Consider the following 23,477-nt stretch of genomic DNA (forward strand, 5'->3'; position numbering starts at 1 on the left):
TTTTATTCCAGGTTTGTTGGAGCTAAAATAAATATGAAGTTGCCCGTGCGCACTTTGCACAGGGGTATATTCAATTTAAGACAACTTTTCGTTTACCACTTTTTCCATATAGCTCATACGGTCCAATGCTTTTTTTGTAAAATTATATAGGCTTAGGCTACGGTCCAAATTTTGATTTTCGTAAGCTACCTTATAATAGATGTTGTTGTTCAGGTAATCCGTTAATGCCCGTATACCGTGCAGAAAAGGCATGAGAACGGCACCCCATGGTAACGTTTGAATTTCTGTCTTGGTTAAGAAGGAACTGTTTGTTGCAAGGCCGTCTATGAAAGCTTCAAATAGAGCTTCGTTAAAAACAATTTTACTGTGGTCTTTTTCGTCCTCTGCGGCGGTATTGGCTATAGTTCGTACGGCATCGCCAAAATCGTAAAGGAAATAGCCTTTCATAAGCGTGTCCAAATCAATAAGACAAAGCGCTTTGTTGCTCTCTTTTGAAAAGAGAATGTTATTTAGTTTGGTGTCATTATGACAAACCCTGATCGGTAACTTCGTTAAATCTAATATGGAAAGTTTTTTTAAGACCGCCTTGGTAAAAGCTATGGCCTCTTGGGCAGTTTCCAATTTATTTGGAGCAGCAGATTTAAGGGCAGATTTAAATTGGTCTTCCCGTAATACGATATCATGAAAACGAGGTATAGTATCTACATAATCATTTAAATCCGCTTGTTGTAAAAGTAAATTGAACTTGGAAATTATCCTTCCCGATTCAAAAGCAATATTAGTGTCTTCCGTAGTATTGTATGCCGTGCTACCATCAATAAACGTCATTAGACGCCAATGGTTTCCTGTTGGGGAGATATAATGGCTGTTTCCGTTTTGTGGCGGTACCAAGGTTATTTTACTGTAGTCGTGGTCCTGTAAATAGATAAAGGCTTGCTGAATGTTGTTCATGACCCCTTTTACATCTGTAAAAACCAAATGGTTTACACGTTGTAATATGTAGAGTGGGGTAGGGCCATCAAAAACCAAGAAAGTATCATTGATCAAACCGTCTGTTAACGGTTTGATCAAGTACTTTGTTCGGGGCACCGAAAAGTGCCCTAATAGTTCATTAAGGTGTTTTATGGAATACCTACTCATTACTGTTTTGGCCAAAGCGGAGAAGGGTACTTGCCCGCATCTGTTTTGCCTTGAAGGTTGGCAACGGCTTTTTCACGGTCGCTGGCGTACGTTACACCAAACCAATCACCGCCAGAAGGTACTACCTTTACCTTTATTTCTCCCGCCTGCAGCATTTCTTGAACCGTTTTAGGAATGTAAAGTTCGCTAGTCGTAGCTAGGTTATCATCAGCAAGGAACGTTCTGAATTCACTTTCGATTTTATCGAAGATAGAAGGTTGGCAAACCCAAAAGTTCATACTCACCTGTTCTTCGCCGGTATATTCATTGCCAGAATCAAGATCCAGTACTTTACCATCTTTAGGTTCAAGTTTTAAGCGCTCATCAACAGAGATCAAATCGTCTCCGTTCACTTGGCAAACTCCCCTTGATACGGAACCATGTTCGGACAAGGTATTCTTTAAGGTATACCCAACTAGGGCAAATGTATTATCATTATTGTGCTCTCGGGCAAAATTAGCCGCGTTTTCATAAGCGGATTGACCATAAAAATCATCTGCGTTTAAAACTGCAAAAGGACCATTGATCACGTTTCTAGCAGTCCAAACGGCATGCGCCGTACCCCAAGGTTTTTTACGCTCCCCTGAGAATGAACATCCTTCTGGTAAATCTGTAATTTCTTGAGCCAAAACATCTAGTTTAATATTGGCGGGTAATTTTGGTCTTAAATGATTTTCAGCCAAAGAAACATTTTCCTTCTTAGTAATGAGAACAATATGGTCAAAGCCGTTTTTGAGAGCATCATAGATGCCAAACTCCATTAAGAATTCGCCGTTAGGGCCTAAATCGTCAAATTGTTTTAGTTTTCCGTATCTACTACCGCTACCAGCGGCCATTAATAATAAGGTCATGTCTTTCTTTTTTTTGAGAGCCGCTAAAATAAGGTTTTAACCTGAAAACTTGTAGGTCATTTCTATTTACATAACAATTTTTTGACATCTTGTGGATTGCTAAGCATTGATCGTTTAGCTGATAATGGATGCATTTTTTGGCGTTTGTAAATTGAAATAAAGGCGTAGAAGGCCTTTTAAATATTTTGTGCGAGTCGGTTTTGGGCCTCCTTCAGAATTTCGATAACTCGGTTTTTTAAACTTTTAGGTTCTAAAATTTCGGCGTAATCACAAAACATAAGATACCACCTGGGGAAGCCATTTATAATGTCCGAAGTCATAAAGGTCATAAGAACTTTGTCCTTTTTTACCTCTTCGGATACAAAACCATATTGTTTTCTTCCAGCCGAAATGTACCGGGCAATAGCTTTGTCTATAGAAATCACAACCTTGGTTTTTTTCCTTTCGGGCTGTTTGTTCAAGTGCTCGTCCAATAAGCCATGTTCTAATGTAAAAGGTTGGTGGCTTCTGCCAATACGCAGCATTCGGTCCGTTCTAAATTGTCTGTAGTCCTTTCTTATGTGGCAATAGCCAAGCACGTACCAAAAATTATTCTCGTGAAAAAGCCCTACAGGCTCAATAAAACGATCGGATGGTTTTTCCGCATTCAAAGAATGGTATTTTAGAAACACCTGTTTTTTATCCGCTATACTTTCAAACAAAATCTCCAGCGCGTTGGGTATGTTTTCGTCAAAAGGTGTTTGGGACGGGTCTATTAAGACTTGAGATTCCAAAGTGGAAATCCAATCTTTTTCTTTTCCCCTTAAAACCGACTTTACCTTGTACATAGCGGATTTATGATGAGAACCTAATGAAGTATCCGTAAATTTTCGCATCAATTTTTCCGCGGCAACAAAACTACAGGCTTCCTCTCTGGTAAACATAACTGGAGGGAGGCGGTACCCTTCCATAATGGAATAGCCTACGCCGGCTTCACTGGAAATAGGCACACCCGAAGCTTCCAACGAACGAATATCTCTATAAATCGTTCGCAGACTAACATCAAAACGATCAGCCAATTCTTGCGCTTTAACTATACGTTTAGATTGCAGTTGAATTAATATAGCTACTATGCGGTCAAATCTATTAATGGTGTCCAAGCCCATAAGAGTGCGGTATATATTCCAAAGATAAAACTTCAGAGACTGACCTGAATAATTTCGGAATTTCATTTTTTAGCTGTTCACGTACCTTGCGCACATTTTGTAGGCACAAAGAAAATGGGAGAAGGTGACAACAGCTTGTCAGCATTACCAAAAAAGAGCTGAAATTAAGCACGTAGGGAAGAATCCCGGACTACCAGTGTGGTTTTAATCTCAACTGTTTTAGTGATGACGTCTTGGGACGGGTTTTCAATTTCCTCTATAAGATACTTAACGGAGGTGCGACCAATTTTGTCACCTGGTTGGTCTACAGTAGTTAGTTCCGGTTGAATAATTTTGGAATTTGCGGAGTTACTAAAGCCTACTACCGCAATTTCTTCAGGAATCTTAACCTTGAATTTATTGAGCGCCTTTATGGCTCCGATGGCGGCATTGTCCGTAATGGCAAAAATGGCATCCGGCCTTTTTTTCATACTTAGAAGAATGTTGGTAAGGCGCCTACCGTGAATAAGTGAGATATCTTCCGTACTTAAAATAATCTTTTCGCGAATTTTGATGCCGTGGTGTTCCAAAGCGCGAAGGTAACCTGCATAGCGCTTTTCGGAATTGTATGAATTCTCCGTTTCCTTTATAATGGCTATGCGTTCTTTTCCCAATTCAATTAGGTGCTCCACGGCATTAAACGCTGCTTGTTCTTCATCAATAACAATCTGGGTACACGGTATTTTTTGGGAAACTTTGTCAAACAGGACAACAGGTACCCGATTCAAAGTTTGCAGGAGGTCATCTATTTTTTCAATTTTTCTGGTGAGCGACATTAATATACCATCAACTCCAAACTGGGTCATGGTATTGAGCATTTCCGTCTGTTTGGCTTCGCTGTTATTAGATTCTGATATAATTATTCGGTAACCCTGTTTTTCGGCTTCCTCCAATATGCCCTTAAGAACCGTAGAAGTGAAGTAGTGAGAAATGTTGGGGACGACTACCCCTATGATGTTCGTTTTCTGAGACCGGAAACTTCGTGCGAACAAGTTGGGTGAATAGTTCATTTTTCGTGCCAAGTCTTTTACATTTTGCTTTGTGTTTGCATTTATATCCGGATGGTCGTTTAAAGCACGCGAAACGGTTGATACGGAAAGATTTAATTCTTCTGCAAGTTCTTTTAAAGTGGTGTTGTGTCGTTTGCTCATGATATAAAACCCTATTGATTTTCAGCGTAATGCAATTTTATTTGGCATAAAATTAAGAATTGCAAACGATTGCGGGAACGTTTGCATATCAAATTTGTAATTTTTTTGTCGAAATAATATGATATTCAAATAGTTTTGGCTGTGTATTATGAAATTAACAATAACTCAAGTTCACTCAATTTAAAACTACAATTATGAAAAAGGTAATTTTTGCGGTTGTCGGTCTCCTACTCAGTACTGGTGCTTTTGCCCAGACAGGAATATCCGGAACCATTACGGATAGTGCTGGGGAACCCATTCCAGGAGCGAATATTATACTAGTTGGTAGTACTTCCGGTACCACATCAGATTTTGATGGCAACTATACGTTTACAACAGATTTAGAAGGTAGCCAAGTCCTAAGAACTTCATATTTAGGATTCACTACGCTTGACAAGCAAGTGGAATTGAATGGAGCGGATATAACTGTAAATTTTGTGCTACAAGAAGGAGGGCAACAATTAGATGAGGTGGTTTTGACCGCGTCCAGTACATTCAGGTCTCAAAAGCAAGCTCCATTGTCCATTAGCTCTGTAAAAATGAAAGAAATCACGAAACTATCGGCCAATAGCCAGGCAGATATTTTGCGAAGTGTGCCTGGTATTACTGCAGAAGGTGGTGGTGGTGAAACGGCAACTAATGTATTTGTTAGAGGTCTGCCTTCTGGTGGTCAGTATGTATTCAATCCTCTACAATATGATGGTATGCCTTTAATGAGCACCTTTGGTTTAAATTCTTCCGCGCATGATGTATACGCAAGACCGGATATTGGTTTTAAAGGGGTGGAATTTGTACGTGGTGGTTCTGCCATCTTATATGGTGCAGGTTCTGTGGCCGGTATCATTAACTATACAAGTAAAACGGGAGATACCAATCCTGGTAATATTATAAACCTAGAAGTTGCCAATATGGGACGGTTAAAAACCGACTTCTACAGCGGTGGCCAATTGGGTGGAGAAGATTCCAATACCTACTATGCTTTTACCGGATTTGTAAGACATGATCGTGGACCCATAGATACAGGGTTGCCTACAAAAGGGGTGCAGTTCAGAGCCAATATTAAGAAGAAATTTGATAAAGGTTCGTTTACCGTACATGGTCAGTTTATAAATGATAAGGCCCAGTTCTACCTTCCGTTACCTTTGTCCGGTGGAAGTAGAGAGCGTTTGGCCGGAAATGACGGTGAGCCAGTAGAACAGTTATTGACCGGTGAACTGGCCAATACTTCTTTTCTTACCCCGAGAGGGACTTACAATAGCCCTATTGCCGATGGTGTTTCTACCACAGGTGGTTACCTTTTGGCAGATTTTGACTACAGATTGGAAGATGACCTAAGATTTAAGTCTAAAGTAAAATACGCAAACTACAAGCATAATTTTGCCCTTTATGTTGGTGGAAACGGAGATAATGGTAATCCTATTACGTTAGATAACTACGTGGCAAGCATTGCTCCTGGCAATCTAGGGTACACCGCACAGTACCAAGGAGGAAATCCTAATTCTCAAGTAAACGGTTCAGATTTGGTAATAGACAACCTTCACGTAGACCGTTTACGACCAATGACGGATTATTCCGGAGAGGCTTCGTTGACAAAATCCATTGAAACCATGAACGGCGGTAGCCACAACATAACCTTAGGTACTTTTATAGCACGTACAGAGGCAGAGGATGTAAATTACCAGTATCGTGTTTTGTCCGAGTTTAACAATGCCCCTAGATTGGTAAATCTAAACTATACAGATGGGACCGGAGATAATGTAGTTTATTCGGAAGGCGGTTTGTACAACCGTATCGGTCAGACCTCAAATAACTTCCTGTCCCAGAATAGAATGGCTTTTTATCTAACCGATGAGATGATTTTTGATAGATGGCGTTTTGATGTAGGCTTCAGATATGAGCATACAGATGGTGAGAACGCTAAGGGCGGAATAACAAGTGCAACGGTTTATGACAACCCCGAGTTGACTACAGCATTGAGCGATGTGCAAACTGCAGATGGAAGCTTCATTAGGTCTTCTATTAAAGCTTCAGGTTGGGCGGTTTCTTTTGCCGGTCTTTATGAGTTGAGCGATGCAACCAACCTTTATGCTAACTTCTCAAAAGGGTATTTCTTCCCTCAAATAAGGGGTTTTGCACCAGTAGCGGGTATTTCTGAAAATCCGTACGACCCAGAAAATATTATTCAGTTTGAGGTCGGTGCCAAGTTTGGTACGCCTAAGTTCTCCGGATCGGTTGCCGCTTACTATGTGGCTTTAAAGGACAGGGTTAAAATACAGCAAGCTATTGTTGGCGGACAGTTAATTGATGAAACCCGTTCTGAGCAAGATACTAGAACCATTGGTTTGGAGGCTACAGGTGATTATGAAGTGGCGAGTAATTTTAACCTAAGGGGAACAGTAACCTACCAAGGTCATGAAATTACTAAAAACACAGACTTTGATTTGGTGAACGGCACCTCTACAGAAGCCAACGTAGGGAACAAATTAGCAAGACAACCTAACTTTTTAGGGTCGTTGGGAGCTTATTATGACAACAATAAATTTGATGCCAACTTTGGTGTGAATTACACGGGCAGTAAATATGCTTCTGATGTTAATGACATAGAACTAGATGCTATTCCAATTGGTAGATTGGGCGCAGGTTACACTTTTGGTAAACCGGAAGAAAACCAGTCCGTGCGTTTAGGTTTTTCCATCTTCAACTTGTTTGATAGTGATGGTATTACGGAAGGTAACCCTAGGGCAGGTGCCGCTGGCCAGAGCGAAACAGAGTTTTTTGTAGGTCGTCCCATACTTCCAAGAAGGTTCTTCTTGACGGCCACTTTCAACTTCTAAAAATCAATTTAAGATTTAGTTAAGTAGTTTTTAATTCAAAGGCACATTGGTGGTGGCTTGCTGCCAATGTGTTTTATTCTTACGCATGTTATGAAAGAAAATATAATCAATAGGGCAATTAGCGTTTTAGATGCCAATTTTCAAGAAGGAGGTTTTACTATCCCCAGTAAGGGACTCTATCCGTTCCAATGGAAATGGGATAGTGGTTTTATTGCGGTTGGCCTTGCCCATTACAATACTGATCACGCAAAAAAGGAAATAGAGACCTTGTTGAATGCACAGTGGGATAATGGATTTATACCGCACATTGTTTTTCATACAGATGATGATTCTTATTTTCCGGGTCACGATTTCCATAGATCGGATCTGCATCCTCTTTCTTCAAAGCAATATAAATCTACAGGCATGACCCAACCTCCGGTTACAGGGTTTATTCTACAGGATATGCTCAACATTGTAGAGGATAAGGAAGATATGCTCAATTTTATAAAAGGGCAGATAGATAAGGTATATGACAACCATGTATATTTCTATGAAAACCGAGACCCTCAAAATGAAGGTTTGGTTTACATTTATCATAATTGGGAATCCGGAACGGACAACTCTCCGGTATGGGACGATATTTGGGATACGATGAATCCGCCGGAATATACTTTTGAACGAAAAGATACTACTCATGTTGATGCTTCGGAAAGACCATCCAAGAGAGAGTACGACCATTATTTATACATCATTGATATTGCAAAAGAGAACAACTATGATGATACTAAAATAGCCGAACTTTCCCCGTTTTTGGTGCAAGATCCACTGTTCAATGCCATGCTCATTAAATCAAATCAGGCTTTAATAGAGCTTTATGAAATGATAGGAGGTAATGAAGATAAAATAGCCTACCTGCGTAAAAACCAGGAAAAGAGTATTGCATCTTTCAATAAAAAACTATGGAATACGGAATTGGGCGCTTATGTTCATTATGATTTAAGGAATGAAAAGCCGATCAGGCACGTCTCCTCATCTTCCTTTTCTCCATTGTTCGCTGTAATTCCCAGTAAAGAAAGAGCTGAGGAATTAGTACATACCATGATGGATCGCTTTGGTGGAGATGACAAATACCTTTGTGCATCCTTTGATCCTACTGATGATCGTTTTAACCCAAGAAAATACTGGAGAGGACCTGTGTGGATCAATATGAATTGGATGTTGTACCGCGGATTAAAGGATTATGGTTACAATGATATTGCAAATCGCGTTAAGCAAGATTCCATAGAACTTATTGAGAGAGACGGCTTTTTTGAATATTTCGATTGTAGGAAAGATACCGGAGAGGAAAAAAGAAAAGGATATGGTGGTGATAACTTCTCGTGGAGTGCAGCACTGGTAATAGACTTGTTAAAGAGTTAAAAGTACTCTGTTGTAATGTAGATTGAGGATAGGAGGCAAGTCTATGTATGCGTATAACCTGGGCGGTTATCGTAGACTGGTTGCTAGTTGTTGAGCGTCTCTTGTTCTCATGAGACTCAAAATGGCGGTAAATTGTTAATTGAATACAATTTCCGCCATGGAGAGTCAATTATATTAAAATATAAGATATTTCTGCTATATTTTTAGAATTCTAAAATAATTGTATGGCAAATGTTTATCATATTCTGAGTGTTGAACAGAATAAAGAATAGGACACCAAACCAAAAGTATTTGTACTCATGAATTATTTAGACTATATCATAATCGTTCTTTACCTAGTAGCCTTTTTGGGGCTGGGCTTTTTGTTCAAGGAAAATAATTCCGGGGGCGATTATTTCCTAGGGGGGAGAAAAACATCTTGGTTGCCCTTAAGCCTTTCGGCTATGGCTACACAACTTTCGGCTATCAGTTTTATATCTGCACCGGCCTTTGTTGGGCTAAAAGATGGTGGAGGTATGCAATGGCTGGCCTATGAATTAGGAGTTCCTCTGGCAATGGCTTTTTTACTGATTGCAGTACTGCCAACTTTATATAAATCTGGAATTGTAAGTGTTTATGAATATTTGGAAAAACGTTTTGATGCTTCATCTCGTTTGCTTATCAGTTTTGTTTTTCAAATAAGTAGGTCCGTAGCAACAGGTGTAATGGTCTACACCATGGCATTGATTCTACAAGCAACCATACAGTTGGATTTTTGGATATCCATTTTGATCATAGGTTTGATTACCATGGTTTACTCCTACCAAGGGGGAATGAAAGCGGTTATTTGGGGAGATGTTATCCAAATGAGTATTCTTTTCATTGGTATTATTATCTGTCTTTTCTACGGGTTTAGTGAGTTGGGCGGCATGGATAATTTTTTGACCCATGTGGATAGGAACCGTGTTACGGCTATTGATTTTAGCAAATGGGGTTTTTCAAATGCAGAGGGTAATGACGAATTTGGTTTCTGGCCCATGGTAATTGGGGGCTTTTTTCTATATGCTTCCTACTATGGAACAGATCAGACCCAGTCACAACGGTTGTTGTCTTCAAGCAGCATGTCCAATCTTAAAAAGTTAATGATGGCCAATGGCCTGCTCAGGTTTCCCTTTACGTTAACTTATTGTATTATGGGACTTGTATTGGGTACCCTCTTGGTTCAGGATGCAAGTTTTCAGGAACAGATGGATGTGGTTTATCAAGCCAATATTTCGTCCTTGGAAGGAAAAAAGGCAGATTTAATGGTGCCGGTTTTCATTATAAAATATTTGCCAAATGGTGTTATAGGTATACTTATCGTTGCCATTATGTCTGCGGCTATGTCTACTTTAAGTTCTACCGTAAATTCCCTTTCCGCAGTTACTATGGAGGATTTTGTGAAACGGTTTAACCCCAATATGGCTGACAAAAAATATATGACCTACTCAAAGCTGTTATCTATCTTTTGGGGACTTGTATGTCTGTTTTTTGCCTTTTTTGCGGGAAATATAGAAGGTACGGTCATAGAGGTCATTAATAAAATAAGTTCCGTTTTTTACGGACCTATATTGGCGGCATTTATTCTGGCAATTCTTACCAAGAGAACACATGCCCTTGGAGCTAATATTGGAATTGTGGTTGGGGTGTTGTTTAATATCTATCTTTGGTTATATGTGCCCCAAATCTTCTGGTTCTGGTGGAACGCCCTAGGATGTTTGGTTACTGTTTTGGTAGCTCTTGCGGTCAGTTATACGGTTAAGAGGGAAGTTAATGAAGGCTTGGAGGTGGTTTACTATTCCGGGAAGAAAGAGGTGGCTATTTTGTTAGCCTATTTTGCGGCTATAGTAATGTTCAGTATTTCGTTGCCTAGTATTTTGAACTAAAATCACATTTATGAAGTTTATAATAGCCCCAGATAAATTTAAAGGTTCCCTTAATGGATTTGAATTTTGTGACGCTGTAGAGGAGGGTTTAAAGAAGGTGTTTAATGATGCCGAAATCTTAAAAATGCCTTTGGCCGATGGTGGGGACGGCACTATTGATGTGGTTAAACATTATATACAGGGGGAGAAGGTTGCCATAACGGTAAACGACCCCTTATTCAGGCCTATAAACGCCTCATATTTATATGCGGCTGAAACTCATATTGCGTATATAGAAATGGCGGAAGCATCCGGACTAAAATTATTAGAGGATGCGGATAGGAACTGTATGCACACCTCTACTTTTGGAACAGGAGAGCTTATTGCGGATGCGCTAGAAAGGGGAGCGAAAGAAATTATTTTGGGAATAGGTGGAAGCGCCACGAACGATGGCGGTATGGGTATGGCCAATGCCTTGGGGTATCGTTTTTTAGGTGACTTCAGTAAGGAGTTAGAGCCTATAGGAAGTAGTCTAAATAGAGTAAAGAGTATTGATGCTTCACAGGTGCATCCGTTGTTGGCCAATGCCAAATTCAAAATTGCTTGCGATGTTTCCAATCCATTTTATGGCGAAAATGGTGCGGCAAAGATATACGGGGCGCAAAAAGGAGCTTCCGCAGAGGAAATTGAAATTTTGGATAAAGGCTTAAAGAGTTTTGCCAAAGTAGCGTTGGACACCTACGATACAAATCTTCAAAAAATAAAAGGTTCAGGTGCCGCTGGTGGAATTGGGGGTGGGGCTATCCTTTTTCTAAGGGGAGAGCTGACCTCCGGTATAGATTTGGTAAAGGAACTGGCTCATTTTGATGACGCAATTGCAGATGCCGATTGGATTATTTCGGGTGAAGGCCAACTAGATGAACAGACCTTATCCGGTAAAACTATTAATGGAGTGGTCAATTCTGCCCAGAAAAATAACATTCCGGTTGCTGCGCTGTGTGGTTCGGTTTCTATATCCATAGAACAGCAAGAAAAGTTTGGTTTGGCCTATGTAAATTCAATCGTAAGGGGAATTTCTACTTTACCCCAAGCTATGGCTTCCAGTTATTCAAATTTGGTGAATGCCAGTTATAATTTCGCCAAGCTGATACAATAGGGGTGGTGTAATCGACTTAAAATCAGCTTAAAATATGAAGTGGGTTTTAATCGATTTAAAAAAATATAGCATTTCAATTTTACTACTGACAAACTGCTGTCACTGCCCCCTTTTACATTTGTTCTTGTAATACAATACGAACCTTAAAAATGTAAATTATGAACACAGCAATTTCTCCTAACGAACAAGTAGCACAAGTAATTCTTCCTGCCGAACTATTGGCCCATTGGCAAGGGCATAGAGCTTTGACCAGAAAGGTAATTGAAGCTTTTCCAGAGAAAGATTATTTTGATTTCTCCATTGGCGGTATGCGCCCGTTTTCAAAAATGGTTGATGAACTGTTAAGCATTGCGGGGCCAGGTATTCAGGAAATTGTGACAGGTAAGGCGGTGCCTTTTACGGAAGAGGTAGCTCACGGAAACAGTAAAAGCAAGGTGTTGGAGCTTTGGGACAAAACTACAGAAGAAATCAATGCCAACTGGTCTAAGATAGGAATTGAAAAATTTCAGGAGACCATTAAATTGTTTGGGGAGTATGAGGGTACTATCATATCATCTATTCAATATTTTATAGATAATGAAATACACCACAGAGGTCAGGGATATGTGTATTTACGGGCCTTGGGTATTGAGCCACCCATGTTTTATGATAGATCGGAAGCTTAAATCTTTGGTATGACTGTTCTAGTTTTTAAAACAACTGTAGGAAAACGAAAGGAAATAAGGTATTTAAAGCCCTTTTTAAATCGTATGGTAGAACCCGAAGGTAGATGGAATTTTGACTTGGAGGATTGTGACAATATCCTCCGGGTCGAAACCTGTCAGCATTCCTCTAAGGTAGCCTCATTGTTACAAGAGCAAGGTTTTGCCTGTGAGGAGCTATAATCTTCGCACCTGATAAATATCATATTTTAAGTATTGTAACTGGACTAAGTTTGTATCAAACAAGATATAATTTATGTGTAGTTTAGTTCAGAAGTATAACGTAGCCGGACCTAGATATACCAGCTACCCCACTGTTCCATACTGGAATATGGATAATTTTTCGGTTAAGAAATGGAAATCCAGTTTAATCCAAAGTTTTGAAGAAAGCAATGCAGAAGAAGGCATAAGTTTATATATACATTTACCGTTTTGCGAAAGCATGTGCACGTTTTGTGGCTGCCACAAGCGTATTACGCAGAGGCATGAGGTAGAGGAACCGTACATCCGGTCCGTATTAAAGGAATGGAAACTGTATTGTGATCTATTCTCGGAACGCCCAATTATAAAAGAACTGCATTTGGGAGGTGGTACACCTACTTTTTTCTCTCCTGAGCACATAAAAAACCTGATCAAAGGTATTTTTAGCCTAGCCAAAAGAGCCCAGGACTATGAGTTTAGTTTTGAGGGACACCCTAATAATACTACCAAAGAACATTTACAGGCGCTATATGATGTTGGTTTTAGGCGCGTAAGTTTTGGCGTTCAGGATTACAATATAAAAGTACAGCAAGCTATACACCGTATACAACCGTTTGCCAATGTAAAAAATGTTACGCAATGGGCTAGGCAGATTGGCTACACCTCTGTGGGCCACGACATTATTTTTGGCCTTCCCTTTCAAAAAGAGGAACATGTAAAGGAAACTATTTTGCGCACAAAAGAATTACGCCCAGACCGTTTGGCTTTTTATAGCTATGCACATGTGCCTTGGTTAAAAGGAAATGGCCAAAGAGGTTACAAGGATGCCGATTTGCCAACAGCCGAAGAGAAACGCCAACAGTACGAGACCGGTAAGGCCCTGTTGGCCGAAGTTGGTTATCATGAAATTGGTATGGACCACTTTGCTCTTTCAACAGATTCACTTTACAAATCCATGGAGTCTGGTAGTTTACACAGAAATTTTATGGGGTATACCGCATCTAAGACCCAAGCCATGATTGGTCTGGGAGCTTCGAGCATTAGTGATAGTTGGTACGGTTTTGCCCAGAACGTAAAAGGTATTGAAGAATACCAACATTTGGTTGAAAATGGAGTTATTCCGGTTTATAGAGGTCATATCTTAACGGATGAAGATCGTGTAATTAGGAAGCATATCCTAAATTTAATGTGCGGTTTTAAAACCTCATGGGGTTTGTTCAGTCAACGTTTTGAAAGGATAGATGAGGTTGTAGAAAGGCTGCGTGTTATGGAAGAGGATAAATTGGTAAATATAGGTTGCTCAGGTATAGAGGTAACCGAAAAAGGACGTCCTTTCATCAGGAATATATGTATGGCGTTTGATGTTCTGTTACATAAAAAAGAGCCCCAAAGAAAATTATTTTCTATGACCGTTTAATGTTGCCCTAATCGTTAAAAATAGATATACCATGAAAAAAATAATTGTACCCTTAGATTTCTCCCAACAGTCAGAATATGCCCTAAAAGTGGCGGTATCATTAGCCAAGAAACACGGCTCCGAAATTTTGGCACTGCATATGTTGGAACTTAACCAGGCCATGATAACTTCTACGGAGGGATTTCACCCTGAGCAAACTGTTTTTCTAATAAAATTGGCCGAGAAAAGATTTAACGAATTTCTTAATAAACCTTATTTAAAAGGCCTAAAGGTTACCCCCATAATTAAACATTACAAAGTGTTTAGTGAGGTGAATGAAATTGCTGCGGATCATAATGCAGAACTTATTGTTATGGGTTCTCACGGCACGGATGGTCTAGAAGAAATTTTTATTGGTTCCAATGCTGAAAAAGTCGTGCGAAATGCTGATATTCCCGTATTGGTTATCAAAAAGGAGATTACGGATTTTACTATTAACCGTTTTGTCTTCGCATCCGACTTTAAGGAGGAAAGTATTGCAGGTTTTGAAAAGGCAAAAGCTTTTGCAACTATGCTTAACGCAGAACTGGATTTAGTGTATATTAATACGCCAGGCGATAATTTTATGAGTTCCAATGATATTTATACGCGTATAAATAACTTTATTGGTAAGGTAAACCAAGCGTTGCAAGTTGAAATATATAATGATTATAGTGTAGAGCGCGGTGTTCTAAACTACAGTAAAAATAATAGTGCCGATGCCATTGGTATTTCTACCCATGGCCGTAAAGGCTTGGCCCATTTCTTTATGGGAAGTATTGGCGAAGATGTTGTAAACCACTCTAATATTCCGGTGGTGACCTTTAAAATATAGATGCACTTAAACTACGCAACTATGGGCGGTACGTTTTATACGGGCCGCCCTTTTTATTGTAGCCTATTTTAATTTCATTTCTGTAGGATTCCATTGTACAGGCTCCTTTTTGTAATAACTTTCGTTGGCCAGTAACGCTGCTCCGGCGGCCCGTAATCCAAACGTTGGGTCTTGGATGACTTTTCCGTTTTCTCTTATGGCGGTAAAGAAATTATAGAAATGGTCGTGATGACCACCTTTGTAATCTTTTGGTGCTTGCCATTTGGTAGTTCCGGTTTCTAAAGCGGAGGCTCTGGTCTCCAGATTTTGCTGGGCATATCCGTTTTTGATTTGTTCTTGCATAGCTTCGGGAAAAGAAATAAGAGAGTAACCACCGGGAACCAGACTAAGTTTAGAGCGTTTTAGGGAAACGGAATTTTGGCCGATTTCCATTTCTCCTTCGGTGCCGATCAGTTTAAAACCGCTACCACCGCCGCTTCCGGCAATGAAGTTGATACGAAACGCAGCGTTGAAAGCGGAATGGGTTTCAGTTTTTGGATAATCGTAAAGCGTAATGCTAACATCAGGCACATCCCTGCCGTCTTTCCAGTATCGCAATCCTCCTGTAGCCATGGCTCGGTCAGGACCGTGGGAATCAATTACGTGGTTCAAAGTGGAAAAGGCATGAACAAAGAGGTCACCTGCAACACCGGTTCCATAGTCTCTATAATTTCTCCAATTAAAGAATCGTTTGGGCTCAAAAGGAACTTTGGGGGCTTTCCCAAGAAATGTGTCAAAATCAACATTCTTTTTGCTGGCATTTGGTGGAATGGGATATTGCCAAGCACCTTCCGCTGAATAACGGTCATTGTAGAAGTCCAACATTACAATATCGCCAATGGCACCTTCCTTGTACAATTGCTTGGCTTTTTCATTTCCTAAGGACGACATTCCTTGGCTACCTACTTGACATATTTTCCCGGATGCTTTTTGGGCAGAAATAATAGCTTGGCCTTCTTCCCACTGCTGAACCATAGGCTTTTCGCAATAAACGTGTTTATCGGCCTGTAGGGCATCTATCACTATTTTCTGGTGCCAATGGTCAGGAGTGGCGATGATAACGGCATCAATATCTTTTCTATTTAAAATTTCTCTATAATCCCGGGTCGTAAAAATTGCTTCGCCCCATAATTCTTTGGCCCTTTCCAGCCTACTGGTGTAGAGGTCGCATGCGGCAACCAGTTTTACACCGGAAACGGTAAGTGCCGCTTGGGTATCAAAAATGCCTTGGATACCGGTTCCGATTAGGGCAAGGTTTATTTGGTCGTTAGACGTGAATACACTGGTTTCATATGCACGTTGCATTAGGAGGCTTTCATCTTTAGATGCCGATAAAATAAATGGGGCAGAGGTTACTGCAGCAGAACCTAAAGCGGCTTTTTTAAGAAAATATCTTCGTGAGGAATTTTGTTTCATGTTTTGAGGACGATTACTGATTAGGTGGTTTGGAAGTGTAATTTAGACAATTGTTATCGCTACTGCAAATCATGGATATTGCCAAAAATGAGCATTCTAGGCGTATGTGGTTTTATATAAAAGAACTATTAAAACGGATTACTTTCCGTAAACTGATAATTATCATAGCATTCCATTTGCAAACTTGTTATATTTACTAGTAAGAAACAGTTATGGCAATCAAAACAAAACAGTTATGGCAAAATTAGTTAGTGAAATGAAACAGGATGATTGCATGCAATTTTTAAGTGACCATTGTATAGGTCATTTGGCCTATGTGGCAGGTAGGAGTCCGCATATTGTTCCGGTTACCTATTTTTATGATAGGGAAAATAAATGTTTGATAAGTTACTCAGGGGAGGGCCATAAAGTTGAATCTATGCGTAACTATTCTCAGGTGGCATTACAAGTTGATGATATTGAGGCCTTTCATAATTGGCGTTCCGTAAAGGTTAATGGTACGTTTGAAGAATTAAAAGGACCTACGGCCAAAAAATACCTTCACACCTTTGCCAATGGTGTGCACGAGCTTCTAAATAGAAATGAAGAAACTAAGGTGGATTTTATTGGCGATTTTTCAAGTAAAATTGAATCCAAGGAAGCACCTGTAGTGTATTGTATTCATATTTCCGATATAGTAGGTAAATATAGAAACGCAACCACTTAAGCATTTGGTTTTGTCTGCCTATGCTGATACATCTGCATGAAGAGCATGGTGCTCATTTTTTGAGCCCTGTTTTTGGCAATCCAAGCTCTTTCTCCTTCAAAAAGCTCATCTAAGGTGGCAAACCAATGATTCAACCAAATACCGAAGTGTTCGGAAGTTATTGTACCATGAGTTTTATCATCTACTTCTTGATGGGCGGTAACAGGGTTGCCATTGTATTTGCGCTGCAGAAAAAGTTGGGTTTCCCAGAAGTCGGTCAAAAGCTTTAGGTGCGCTTCCCAATCAGAAATGATTCCATTAAAAATAGGACCAAGGGTTTCATCTTCCCGTATTTTTCCATAGAAGGTTTCAACAAGTAGCTGTACATCGTCTCTGCTTTTAATTTCCTTTTTTTCCATTACATCAAAAATACACTATTAGGCTTAGTTCTTAAAGCGTTCGTAAGTGGCCTGCTCAAGTTCTTGTCTAAAGTCAGGATGGGCTATGGCAATTAAAGCTTTGGCTCTTTCTTTTAGGTTTTTTCCAAAAAGATGCGCTACGCCATACTCTGTTACCACATAATGAACATGTGCTCTTGTTGTAGTTACCCCGGCTCCTTGTTTTAAGAAGGGGGTTATTTTAGAGATACCTTTTGCAGTAAGCGATGGCATGGCAAAAATTGGTTTTCCTCCTTTTGAAAGTGATGCGCCACGGATAAAGTCCATTTGCCCTCCCACACCGGAATACTGTCTGCTGCCAATGGTATCGGCACAAATTTGACCTGTAAGGTCTATTTCAATAGCACTATTAATTGCCGTTACTTTTGGATTTTTTCTTATAATGGAGGTGTCATTGGTATAGGCAGCTTCCTTAAAGTGTACCGAAGGATTGTCATCCACAAAATCATATAATTTCTGTGACCCTACGGCAAAGCAGGTAACAATTTTTCCGGTTTTTATCTGTTTGTCCTCCCCTGTTACTACTCCCTGTTCTATTAAAGGCAGTATCCCGTCTGAGAACATTTCGGTATGGATACCTAGCCGTTTATGGTTGCCTAAATTGTTCAATACTGCGTTAGGTATGCTTCCAATACCCATTTGTAAGGTGGCACCATCTTCTATCAGTTCGGCTACGTTTTTGCCTATCTGGGCTTCAACGGGAGATATGGATAGGATATCATGTACATGTATAGGGCGATCTACCTCAATGGCACAGTCAATATTATTAATGTGAATGATGCCATCCCCATGGGTTCTGGGTACGGAAGGGTTAATCTGTGCGATTACTTTTTTCGCCATTTGAATTGCCGGCAGTGTAACATCTACCGAAACACCAAGTGAGCAATACCCATGTTTGTCAGGAGGAGAAACTTGTACCACGGCTACATCTATAGGTAAGATGCCTTGTCTGAACAATAGATGGATTTCACTTAAGAAAATAGGGATATAATCCCCCAAGTTACTATTGACCATGTTCCTAATGTTACTGCCAACAAAACAGCTATTCATTCTAAAGCTTTTGTTATAAGGTGCTCGGGAATATTTGGCATCGCCTTCGGTATGTATGGATATAATTTCTACATCTTTCAACTCTTCATACCTATCGCATAAGGCATCTATAAGAACATTAGGGGTCATTGCGGCCCCTTGAAAAAATACACGGTCTCCGGATTTTACGGATGCTGCGGCCTCGGCTTTGGAAACAATTTTCATAACAATCTATTTTGTCATGCAAATATCTATACTAGAGGCTCTTTAAAACATGAACAATATCATATTTTGGCTAGTGCCATTAAAAAAAAGGGAACCCTTTAGGATTCCCATTTTTGCTTATAGTACAAATTATTTTACTTAATTGCCCAAATGCTTGTTGTAAAACTTCCATGCTTGAGAAGCTACATCCCGTCCTAGCTGTAGACCAGCTATATTATCGGCTTGAATATGATACCCGCCCATTACGCGTGAGATACCCGCCATGTTTGCGGTTTCGGTAAATGTTGGAAAGTGTATGGTAACCGGTTTCCCAAAATGGACTGAATCCAGTTCGGTTAGGGAACCAGGAATAAGTTCTACGGATTCCCCAAAATGTTCATCGCCTGTAAAAAGGCGAAGCGCCTCGGCACAACCACCACTAATAGTACTGTGTCCCGAAGTGTAACTAGGGAAAGGTGGGCATAGAAAAATATCTGGCGAGTAAGGTCTCCATTCCTGTCCTTTCATTTCAACTATTCCCTTACCGGGTCCACCCCAAGCTTTAATGGTTTGGTCTTTGTAATACTCATGAACTAAGGCATACGGTCTGGCGTAATCATAGAACATTTTTGAATCCCACGAAGCTATAAAAGCGTCCATAGCCGTAATTTCCGTTAGGAAATACATTTTTACATCTTGATCTAAAGTATGGTTGTCACGACGAGAAACATCTTGGGCAAACTTAAGCCAATGACCGGCTTGCTGAACGGACTGCGGTCCGTCTCTCATAAATTCAACCAACGCAATTTCTTCATCCGAAAGATTGGCTTGTAGGTCTACCACTTCCTTAACTTCTTTCTTTAATTGTTCGGAGCCAACCATTGGGGGAGGCCCCGGTCTAAATTGATCCGCTGAAGTTAAGGTAATTGGGGTTACCTTTTGCCAGTAAGGGGTAAGGCAACCTGGGGCATATTGTCCTCCTTTTCCATCGGAGAAATACTTGGGTTGCCAACGGTTAATATCCGTATTTTCATCTGCGGTGTTCACGGGATTGTAGTTGGTATAATCAAAATAGGGTTCTCCGTTAGAGCCTGCAACCTCTCCATATTGATTACTACCATCATTTTTTCTAGCTTCAATAGTGGACTTTGCGGCCAAATTCCCAACCCCTTCTGGAGTGCTTGGGTCCATTGAAGTATTATCTGGGTCAAGCCCTAAGTCTACCATAAATTTCCGGAACATTTCCGTATCTGAATAATAGTATTCCTTCATGGCTCCAAAGGCGGCATAGCTAATGGCAATCTCTTTGTTTTTTAGATTTTGCTCACCTGCGGGCCTACGGTCTACGCCTTTCAGATAAACAGGTATAGCGTTTTTGTCATATCTAGACCATGCATCAAAAATAGAAACGAAAATCAGACCTAGGTAACGGGAGGTTATGGTGGGCCTGGGTTTAAATTTTTCGGTGTCCGAAGCTGTTGCATCCAAAGCCATTTTACCCCACTTATAGGCTATGTTTTCCGTTCCTCTTGGTTCTTCTTGATTTTTTTGGGCGAATGCTACGCCGGAGTATAATAACCCTACGGTAAGGGTTAGCATTAAAATACGTTTCATTTGGTTGATTGTTAGGTTGTTGTTAACTTTCAAATATAAGGAAGGCCTTAAAATCTCAAAATTTATCACGTAAGAACTTTCGTCATAAAGGCATATAATTCTTTCATTTGGGGTTTTCCTTTTTGTTTGCCGCCCCTTCCGAAAAAATATAGAGCGAACCATAGCACTATCAATGTTATCATTAATCCTAACTGTAAATGATAAGGTTTGTTTAAAGAGGAGCTGGAATAGGCCCAAATTCCCAAAATGATGAATAAACAGGCTATTATAAAATGTACGAACATAAAGAAGGTCCATAAGGTTGGGTTTGGGCCAAAAACACCGTAGATACGACAATTGGTTTCATCTAATTCATCTATCTGTAAATGAAGTTGAGGCGACCAAAAATGATTGTTTTTAGTATCAAATTTGATAAAAACATGTTCGTCAAGCTTTTTAACTAGAAAAGGAGGGTATGCGGCGGTCTCAAATTTTTGGAGAACCAACTCTTTGGTTTCGGTCACATCCAATTGAAACCTTGGGCGAAGTATAATTTCGTTGGGTAGCGGTTTCATAAGAGAATAGTTTTATTGGCCGTGGCCCTTAATTATGGCATTCTATAGCACTTGAGGCTAATTGAGTTACAGGTGCAGGGGATACGTATGGAATACCCAGCCCAAGACCTCTAAGGATAAAAAGTAAACCTATGACCACTACAAAAACGGGAATAGCTTTTTGTACTTTTTGGCGTACGCTTCCTTTAAGTAGACCACTGAAATAGATTGCCGTTGTCATAAGAGGAATAGTTCCTAGTCCAAATAACATCATGTAAAGACCACCTTGTAAAGCGTTGCCCATGGCAATTGCTCCAAAAAGTGCCATATAGACCAGACCACAAGGTAAAAATCCGTTTAAGAATCCAATAGTCAAAAAGGTATCCGCCGATTTTTTCTTCAGTTCTTTTCCAAGTTGGTTCTTAACCTTTGATATGATTTTGTAAAGGGGTTTGGATAAATTGTATTTATTGAATGTTCTATAGGGAATCAATACAACCAAAATCATTAAAGCACCTATGGCAATAGAGAGTTTCTGTTGGGCGCCAAAGATGGACAGGCCTTTTCCAACAAGCCCAAAAACAAGTCCTATGATGGCATAGGCCATAAGCCTACCAAAATGATAAATAAAGATCTGGCCGAGTTTTTTGAAGTTGTTGGTTCTATCTACCGGAAGCATAAAGGCAATGGGCGCGCACATGCCTACGCAGTGCAAACTTCCCATAAGTCCTAATATGAGTGCAGATAGAATCATATGCTTCTTAAAAGGTTATGCTTTCTTTGTATTGAAAATCCTTTCCTTGGTGTTTCCAAGTAACTTTTATATCCCAACGACCATCCAACAAGCGTTTGTCAGGTATGAGCAAATGTGAATTGGACAGACTAATGGGTAAGTCAAAATCCAAGTGCTTATTGGACGGTCTGTAAAGGGATACAATACCGGATATCGTTGTGTTTGAATATGTTTTGGGAAAAATCACCAACAATCCGTCGGCGGTTTTTTCCAATTGAATTTGTTCATGGGAGTCAATGGCATTTTGCTCCGCGTCTATTTCTTTTTGATAACCAAGTTCGGCTTTATAATATTCTTCGGTTACCAAATCATGATTGGCATCATGGCTGGTAGTCATCTTGACCACAAAAAACATGATAAAACTGATAAATGCGATGATAGCTATGACAATACCTGTACCCCAATTAATTTTCATGATTTTTATTTAGGTTCTATTTGTAACTACGTGGCGCCAAAAAGCGGGCCGTGGTAGTTTCTATTAATTTGTCTTTACTGTACACCCCAATTTTTAGGTTGTTCTTGTCTCCGCTTAAAGCGGATGCATTAATTTCTATGAACAAGGTACCTTCTGCCAAAGCTTCTGGCTGTACATCAAAATTTTCGTGGCGCACCAGTTTAATTTCCCCTTTTGGGGATATCAATTTAAAGTGAACATCTTCAACCGCCTTGGTGGTTTTATTCAACAATTTATAGGTGTACACGTTACTGATAATATTACCTTCTTTATGTTCGTAAAGTTGCCCCGGTAATCTTAGAATATTCGCTTCAAGGTCATTTCTTAAGAACATCATACCAATTAGTACTCCGGTTAATATGACCAATACCGCCGTATACCCCTTTAAGCGAGGCGTAAACTTGAACTTTTCTTTTTTGGTTATTTCGTCTTCGCTGGCATAACGGATCAAACCTTTTGGAAGGTTTACTTTTTCCATAATGGTATCGCACTCATCTATACAAGCAGTGCAATTAACACACTCCAACTGTGTTCCGTTTCTAATGTCAATCCCGGTTGGGCAAACATTTACACATTGAAAGCAGTCTATACAATCACCATGACCTAGTGCCTCACGGTCCTCGTTCTTGCGCCATTTTTTTCTGCCGTTTTCGGCCTCTCCACGTTTATGGTCATACGCCACAACAATAGACTTGTTGTCTAAAAGTACCCCTTGCATGCGGCCATAAGGACACGCAATAATACACACCTGTTCCCTGAACCAAGCAAAGACAAAATAAAATACCGCAGTAAAAATCAGTAGCGAAACCATGGTACTTATATGCTGCCCCGGTCCATCCGTAATGTATTGTATCAATCTGTCGCTACCGATTAAATAGGCAAGAAACACGTTGGCTATTATAAATGATATGACAAAGAAAATGAACCATTTTAATGCCCGTTTCCGAATTTTATCGGCATTCCACTCTTGTCTATCCAATCGCATTTGGGCACCGCGGTCACCATCTATCCAATATTCTATCCTACGGAAGACCATTTCCATAAAGATGGTCTGTGGACACATCCATCCGCAGAAAATACGACCAAAAGCAACGGTAAATAAGGCAATGAAAACCACCCCAATGATCATAGAGATAACGAAAAGGTGAAAATCTTGCGGATAAAAAGGAAAACCAAAGATGTTGAAACGTCTTTCCAACACGTTGAACATTAAAAACTGATTGCCGTTTATTTTTATAAAAGGAGAAAAAATCAGAAATGCAAGGAGCACGTAACTAACATATTTACGGTATTTGTAAAATTTGCCACTAGGTTTTTTGGGATATACCCATGCCCTTTTCCCATCTTCTTTGATGGTGCCAATTGAATCTCTAAAATTATCTTGGTCTTGTGCCATTTTCTT

The 23,477-nt window shown here is 40.0% G+C and carries 21 protein-coding genes; 9 read left to right on the plus strand and 12 right to left on the minus strand.

Going from position 1 to position 23,477, the window contains the following annotated elements; translation table 11 throughout:
- Positions 1-75: 75 nt before the first annotated feature.
- The 4 genes from Q4597_RS05035 to Q4597_RS05050 form a co-directional block, all read right to left on the minus strand.
- Positions 76-1,140, minus strand: coding sequence for a phosphotransferase enzyme family protein (locus tag Q4597_RS05035; RefSeq protein ID WP_303405030.1), 1,065 nt, complete (start codon positions 1,138-1,140; stop codon positions 76-78).
- Positions 1,140-2,030, minus strand: a complete 891-nt coding sequence (locus Q4597_RS05040) for a sugar phosphate nucleotidyltransferase (protein WP_215438620.1) — start codon at positions 2,028-2,030, stop codon at positions 1,140-1,142. The genes Q4597_RS05035 and Q4597_RS05040 overlap by 1 nt, the downstream gene beginning before the upstream one ends.
- Positions 2,031-2,206: 176 nt before the next feature.
- On the minus strand, positions 2,207-3,175 hold the full coding sequence (locus Q4597_RS05045) for a YafY family protein (protein ID WP_303405533.1): 969 nt from the start codon (positions 3,173-3,175) through the stop codon (positions 2,207-2,209).
- Between the two features lie 164 nt (positions 3,176-3,339).
- A complete protein-coding gene (locus Q4597_RS05050; protein WP_289061383.1) occupies positions 3,340-4,365 on the minus strand; it encodes a LacI family DNA-binding transcriptional regulator in 1,026 nt (341 codons plus the stop codon).
- Between the two features lie 194 nt (positions 4,366-4,559).
- On the opposite strand from Q4597_RS05050, the gene Q4597_RS05055 reads away from it, so the two are divergent.
- From Q4597_RS05055 to Q4597_RS05090, 8 genes are all read left to right on the plus strand, one after another.
- Entirely contained in the window at positions 4,560-7,238 is a 2,679-nt protein-coding gene (locus Q4597_RS05055; RefSeq protein ID WP_303405034.1) for a TonB-dependent siderophore receptor, read from the plus strand.
- 90 nt (positions 7,239-7,328) lie between these two features.
- Positions 7,329-8,639 (plus strand): amylo-alpha-1,6-glucosidase, encoded by a 1,311-nt coding sequence (locus tag Q4597_RS05060; protein WP_303405036.1) that lies wholly within the window; start codon positions 7,329-7,331, stop codon positions 8,637-8,639.
- Between the two features lie 299 nt (positions 8,640-8,938).
- Entirely contained in the window at positions 8,939-10,543 is a 1,605-nt protein-coding gene (locus tag Q4597_RS05065; RefSeq protein ID WP_303405038.1) for a sodium:solute symporter, read from the plus strand.
- A gap of 10 nt (positions 10,544-10,553) precedes the next feature.
- Positions 10,554-11,678 (plus strand): glycerate kinase, encoded by a 1,125-nt coding sequence (locus Q4597_RS05070; RefSeq protein ID WP_303405039.1) that lies wholly within the window; start codon positions 10,554-10,556, stop codon positions 11,676-11,678.
- Between the two features lie 158 nt (positions 11,679-11,836).
- Positions 11,837-12,343 carry a DinB family protein gene (locus tag Q4597_RS05075; protein ID WP_303405041.1) on the plus strand — a complete coding sequence of 169 codons (507 nt, stop codon included), beginning with the start codon at positions 11,837-11,839 and terminating at the stop codon, positions 12,341-12,343.
- 9 nt (positions 12,344-12,352) lie between these two features.
- Entirely contained in the window at positions 12,353-12,562 is a 210-nt protein-coding gene (locus Q4597_RS05080; protein WP_215438613.1) for a hypothetical protein, read from the plus strand.
- Between the two features lie 73 nt (positions 12,563-12,635).
- Complete coding sequence (gene hemN, locus Q4597_RS05085) at positions 12,636-13,997, plus strand: oxygen-independent coproporphyrinogen III oxidase (protein WP_303405043.1); 1,362 nt, start codon at positions 12,636-12,638, stop codon at positions 13,995-13,997.
- A gap of 31 nt (positions 13,998-14,028) precedes the next feature.
- Positions 14,029-14,850 carry a universal stress protein gene (locus Q4597_RS05090; RefSeq protein ID WP_303405045.1) on the plus strand — a complete coding sequence of 274 codons (822 nt, stop codon included), beginning with the start codon at positions 14,029-14,031 and terminating at the stop codon, positions 14,848-14,850.
- Between the two features lie 63 nt (positions 14,851-14,913).
- Here Q4597_RS05090 and Q4597_RS05095 read toward each other — a convergent pair whose 3' ends face one another.
- Entirely contained in the window at positions 14,914-16,305 is a 1,392-nt protein-coding gene (locus tag Q4597_RS05095; protein WP_303405047.1) for a Gfo/Idh/MocA family protein, read from the minus strand.
- Positions 16,306-16,540: 235 nt separating this feature from the next.
- Between Q4597_RS05095 and Q4597_RS05100 the strand changes: the two genes are divergently transcribed.
- The gene (locus Q4597_RS05100) at positions 16,541-17,011 is read left to right on the plus strand and encodes a pyridoxamine 5'-phosphate oxidase family protein (RefSeq protein WP_303405049.1); all 471 of its coding nucleotides are present in this window, start codon (positions 16,541-16,543) and stop codon (positions 17,009-17,011) included.
- Here the strand turns inward: Q4597_RS05100 and Q4597_RS05105 are convergent.
- The 7 genes from Q4597_RS05105 to ccoG form a co-directional block, all read right to left on the minus strand.
- Positions 17,008-17,409, minus strand: a complete 402-nt coding sequence (locus tag Q4597_RS05105; RefSeq protein WP_215913046.1) for a group III truncated hemoglobin — start codon at positions 17,407-17,409, stop codon at positions 17,008-17,010. The two genes, Q4597_RS05100 and Q4597_RS05105, sit on opposite strands and share 4 nt — an antisense overlap.
- A 24-nt stretch (positions 17,410-17,433) precedes the next feature.
- Complete coding sequence (locus Q4597_RS05110) at positions 17,434-18,702, minus strand: acetyl-CoA hydrolase/transferase family protein (RefSeq protein WP_303405051.1); 1,269 nt, start codon at positions 18,700-18,702, stop codon at positions 17,434-17,436.
- A gap of 138 nt (positions 18,703-18,840) precedes the next feature.
- On the minus strand, positions 18,841-20,295 hold the full coding sequence (locus Q4597_RS05115) for a vanadium-dependent haloperoxidase (protein ID WP_303405053.1): 1,455 nt from the start codon (positions 20,293-20,295) through the stop codon (positions 18,841-18,843).
- A gap of 65 nt (positions 20,296-20,360) precedes the next feature.
- Positions 20,361-20,849 carry a GTP-binding protein gene (locus Q4597_RS05120; RefSeq protein ID WP_303405055.1) on the minus strand — a complete coding sequence of 163 codons (489 nt, stop codon included), beginning with the start codon at positions 20,847-20,849 and terminating at the stop codon, positions 20,361-20,363.
- Between the two features lie 28 nt (positions 20,850-20,877).
- Positions 20,878-21,582: a sulfite exporter TauE/SafE family protein gene (locus tag Q4597_RS05125; protein ID WP_303405057.1), complete on the minus strand. Its 705-nt coding sequence runs from the start codon at positions 21,580-21,582 to the stop codon at positions 20,878-20,880.
- Positions 21,583-21,589: 7 nt separating this feature from the next.
- On the minus strand, positions 21,590-22,036 hold the full coding sequence (locus Q4597_RS05130) for a FixH family protein (protein WP_303405058.1): 447 nt from the start codon (positions 22,034-22,036) through the stop codon (positions 21,590-21,592).
- Positions 22,037-22,052: 16 nt separating this feature from the next.
- The gene (ccoG, locus tag Q4597_RS05135) at positions 22,053-23,471 is read right to left on the minus strand and encodes a cytochrome c oxidase accessory protein CcoG (RefSeq protein WP_303405060.1); all 1,419 of its coding nucleotides are present in this window, start codon (positions 23,469-23,471) and stop codon (positions 22,053-22,055) included.
- Positions 23,472-23,477: the final 6 nt, after the last annotated feature.

It is taken from the genome of Zobellia sp. 1_MG-2023, assembly GCF_030549125.1.
GTDB lineage: Bacteria > Bacteroidota > Bacteroidia > Flavobacteriales > Flavobacteriaceae > Zobellia > Zobellia russellii.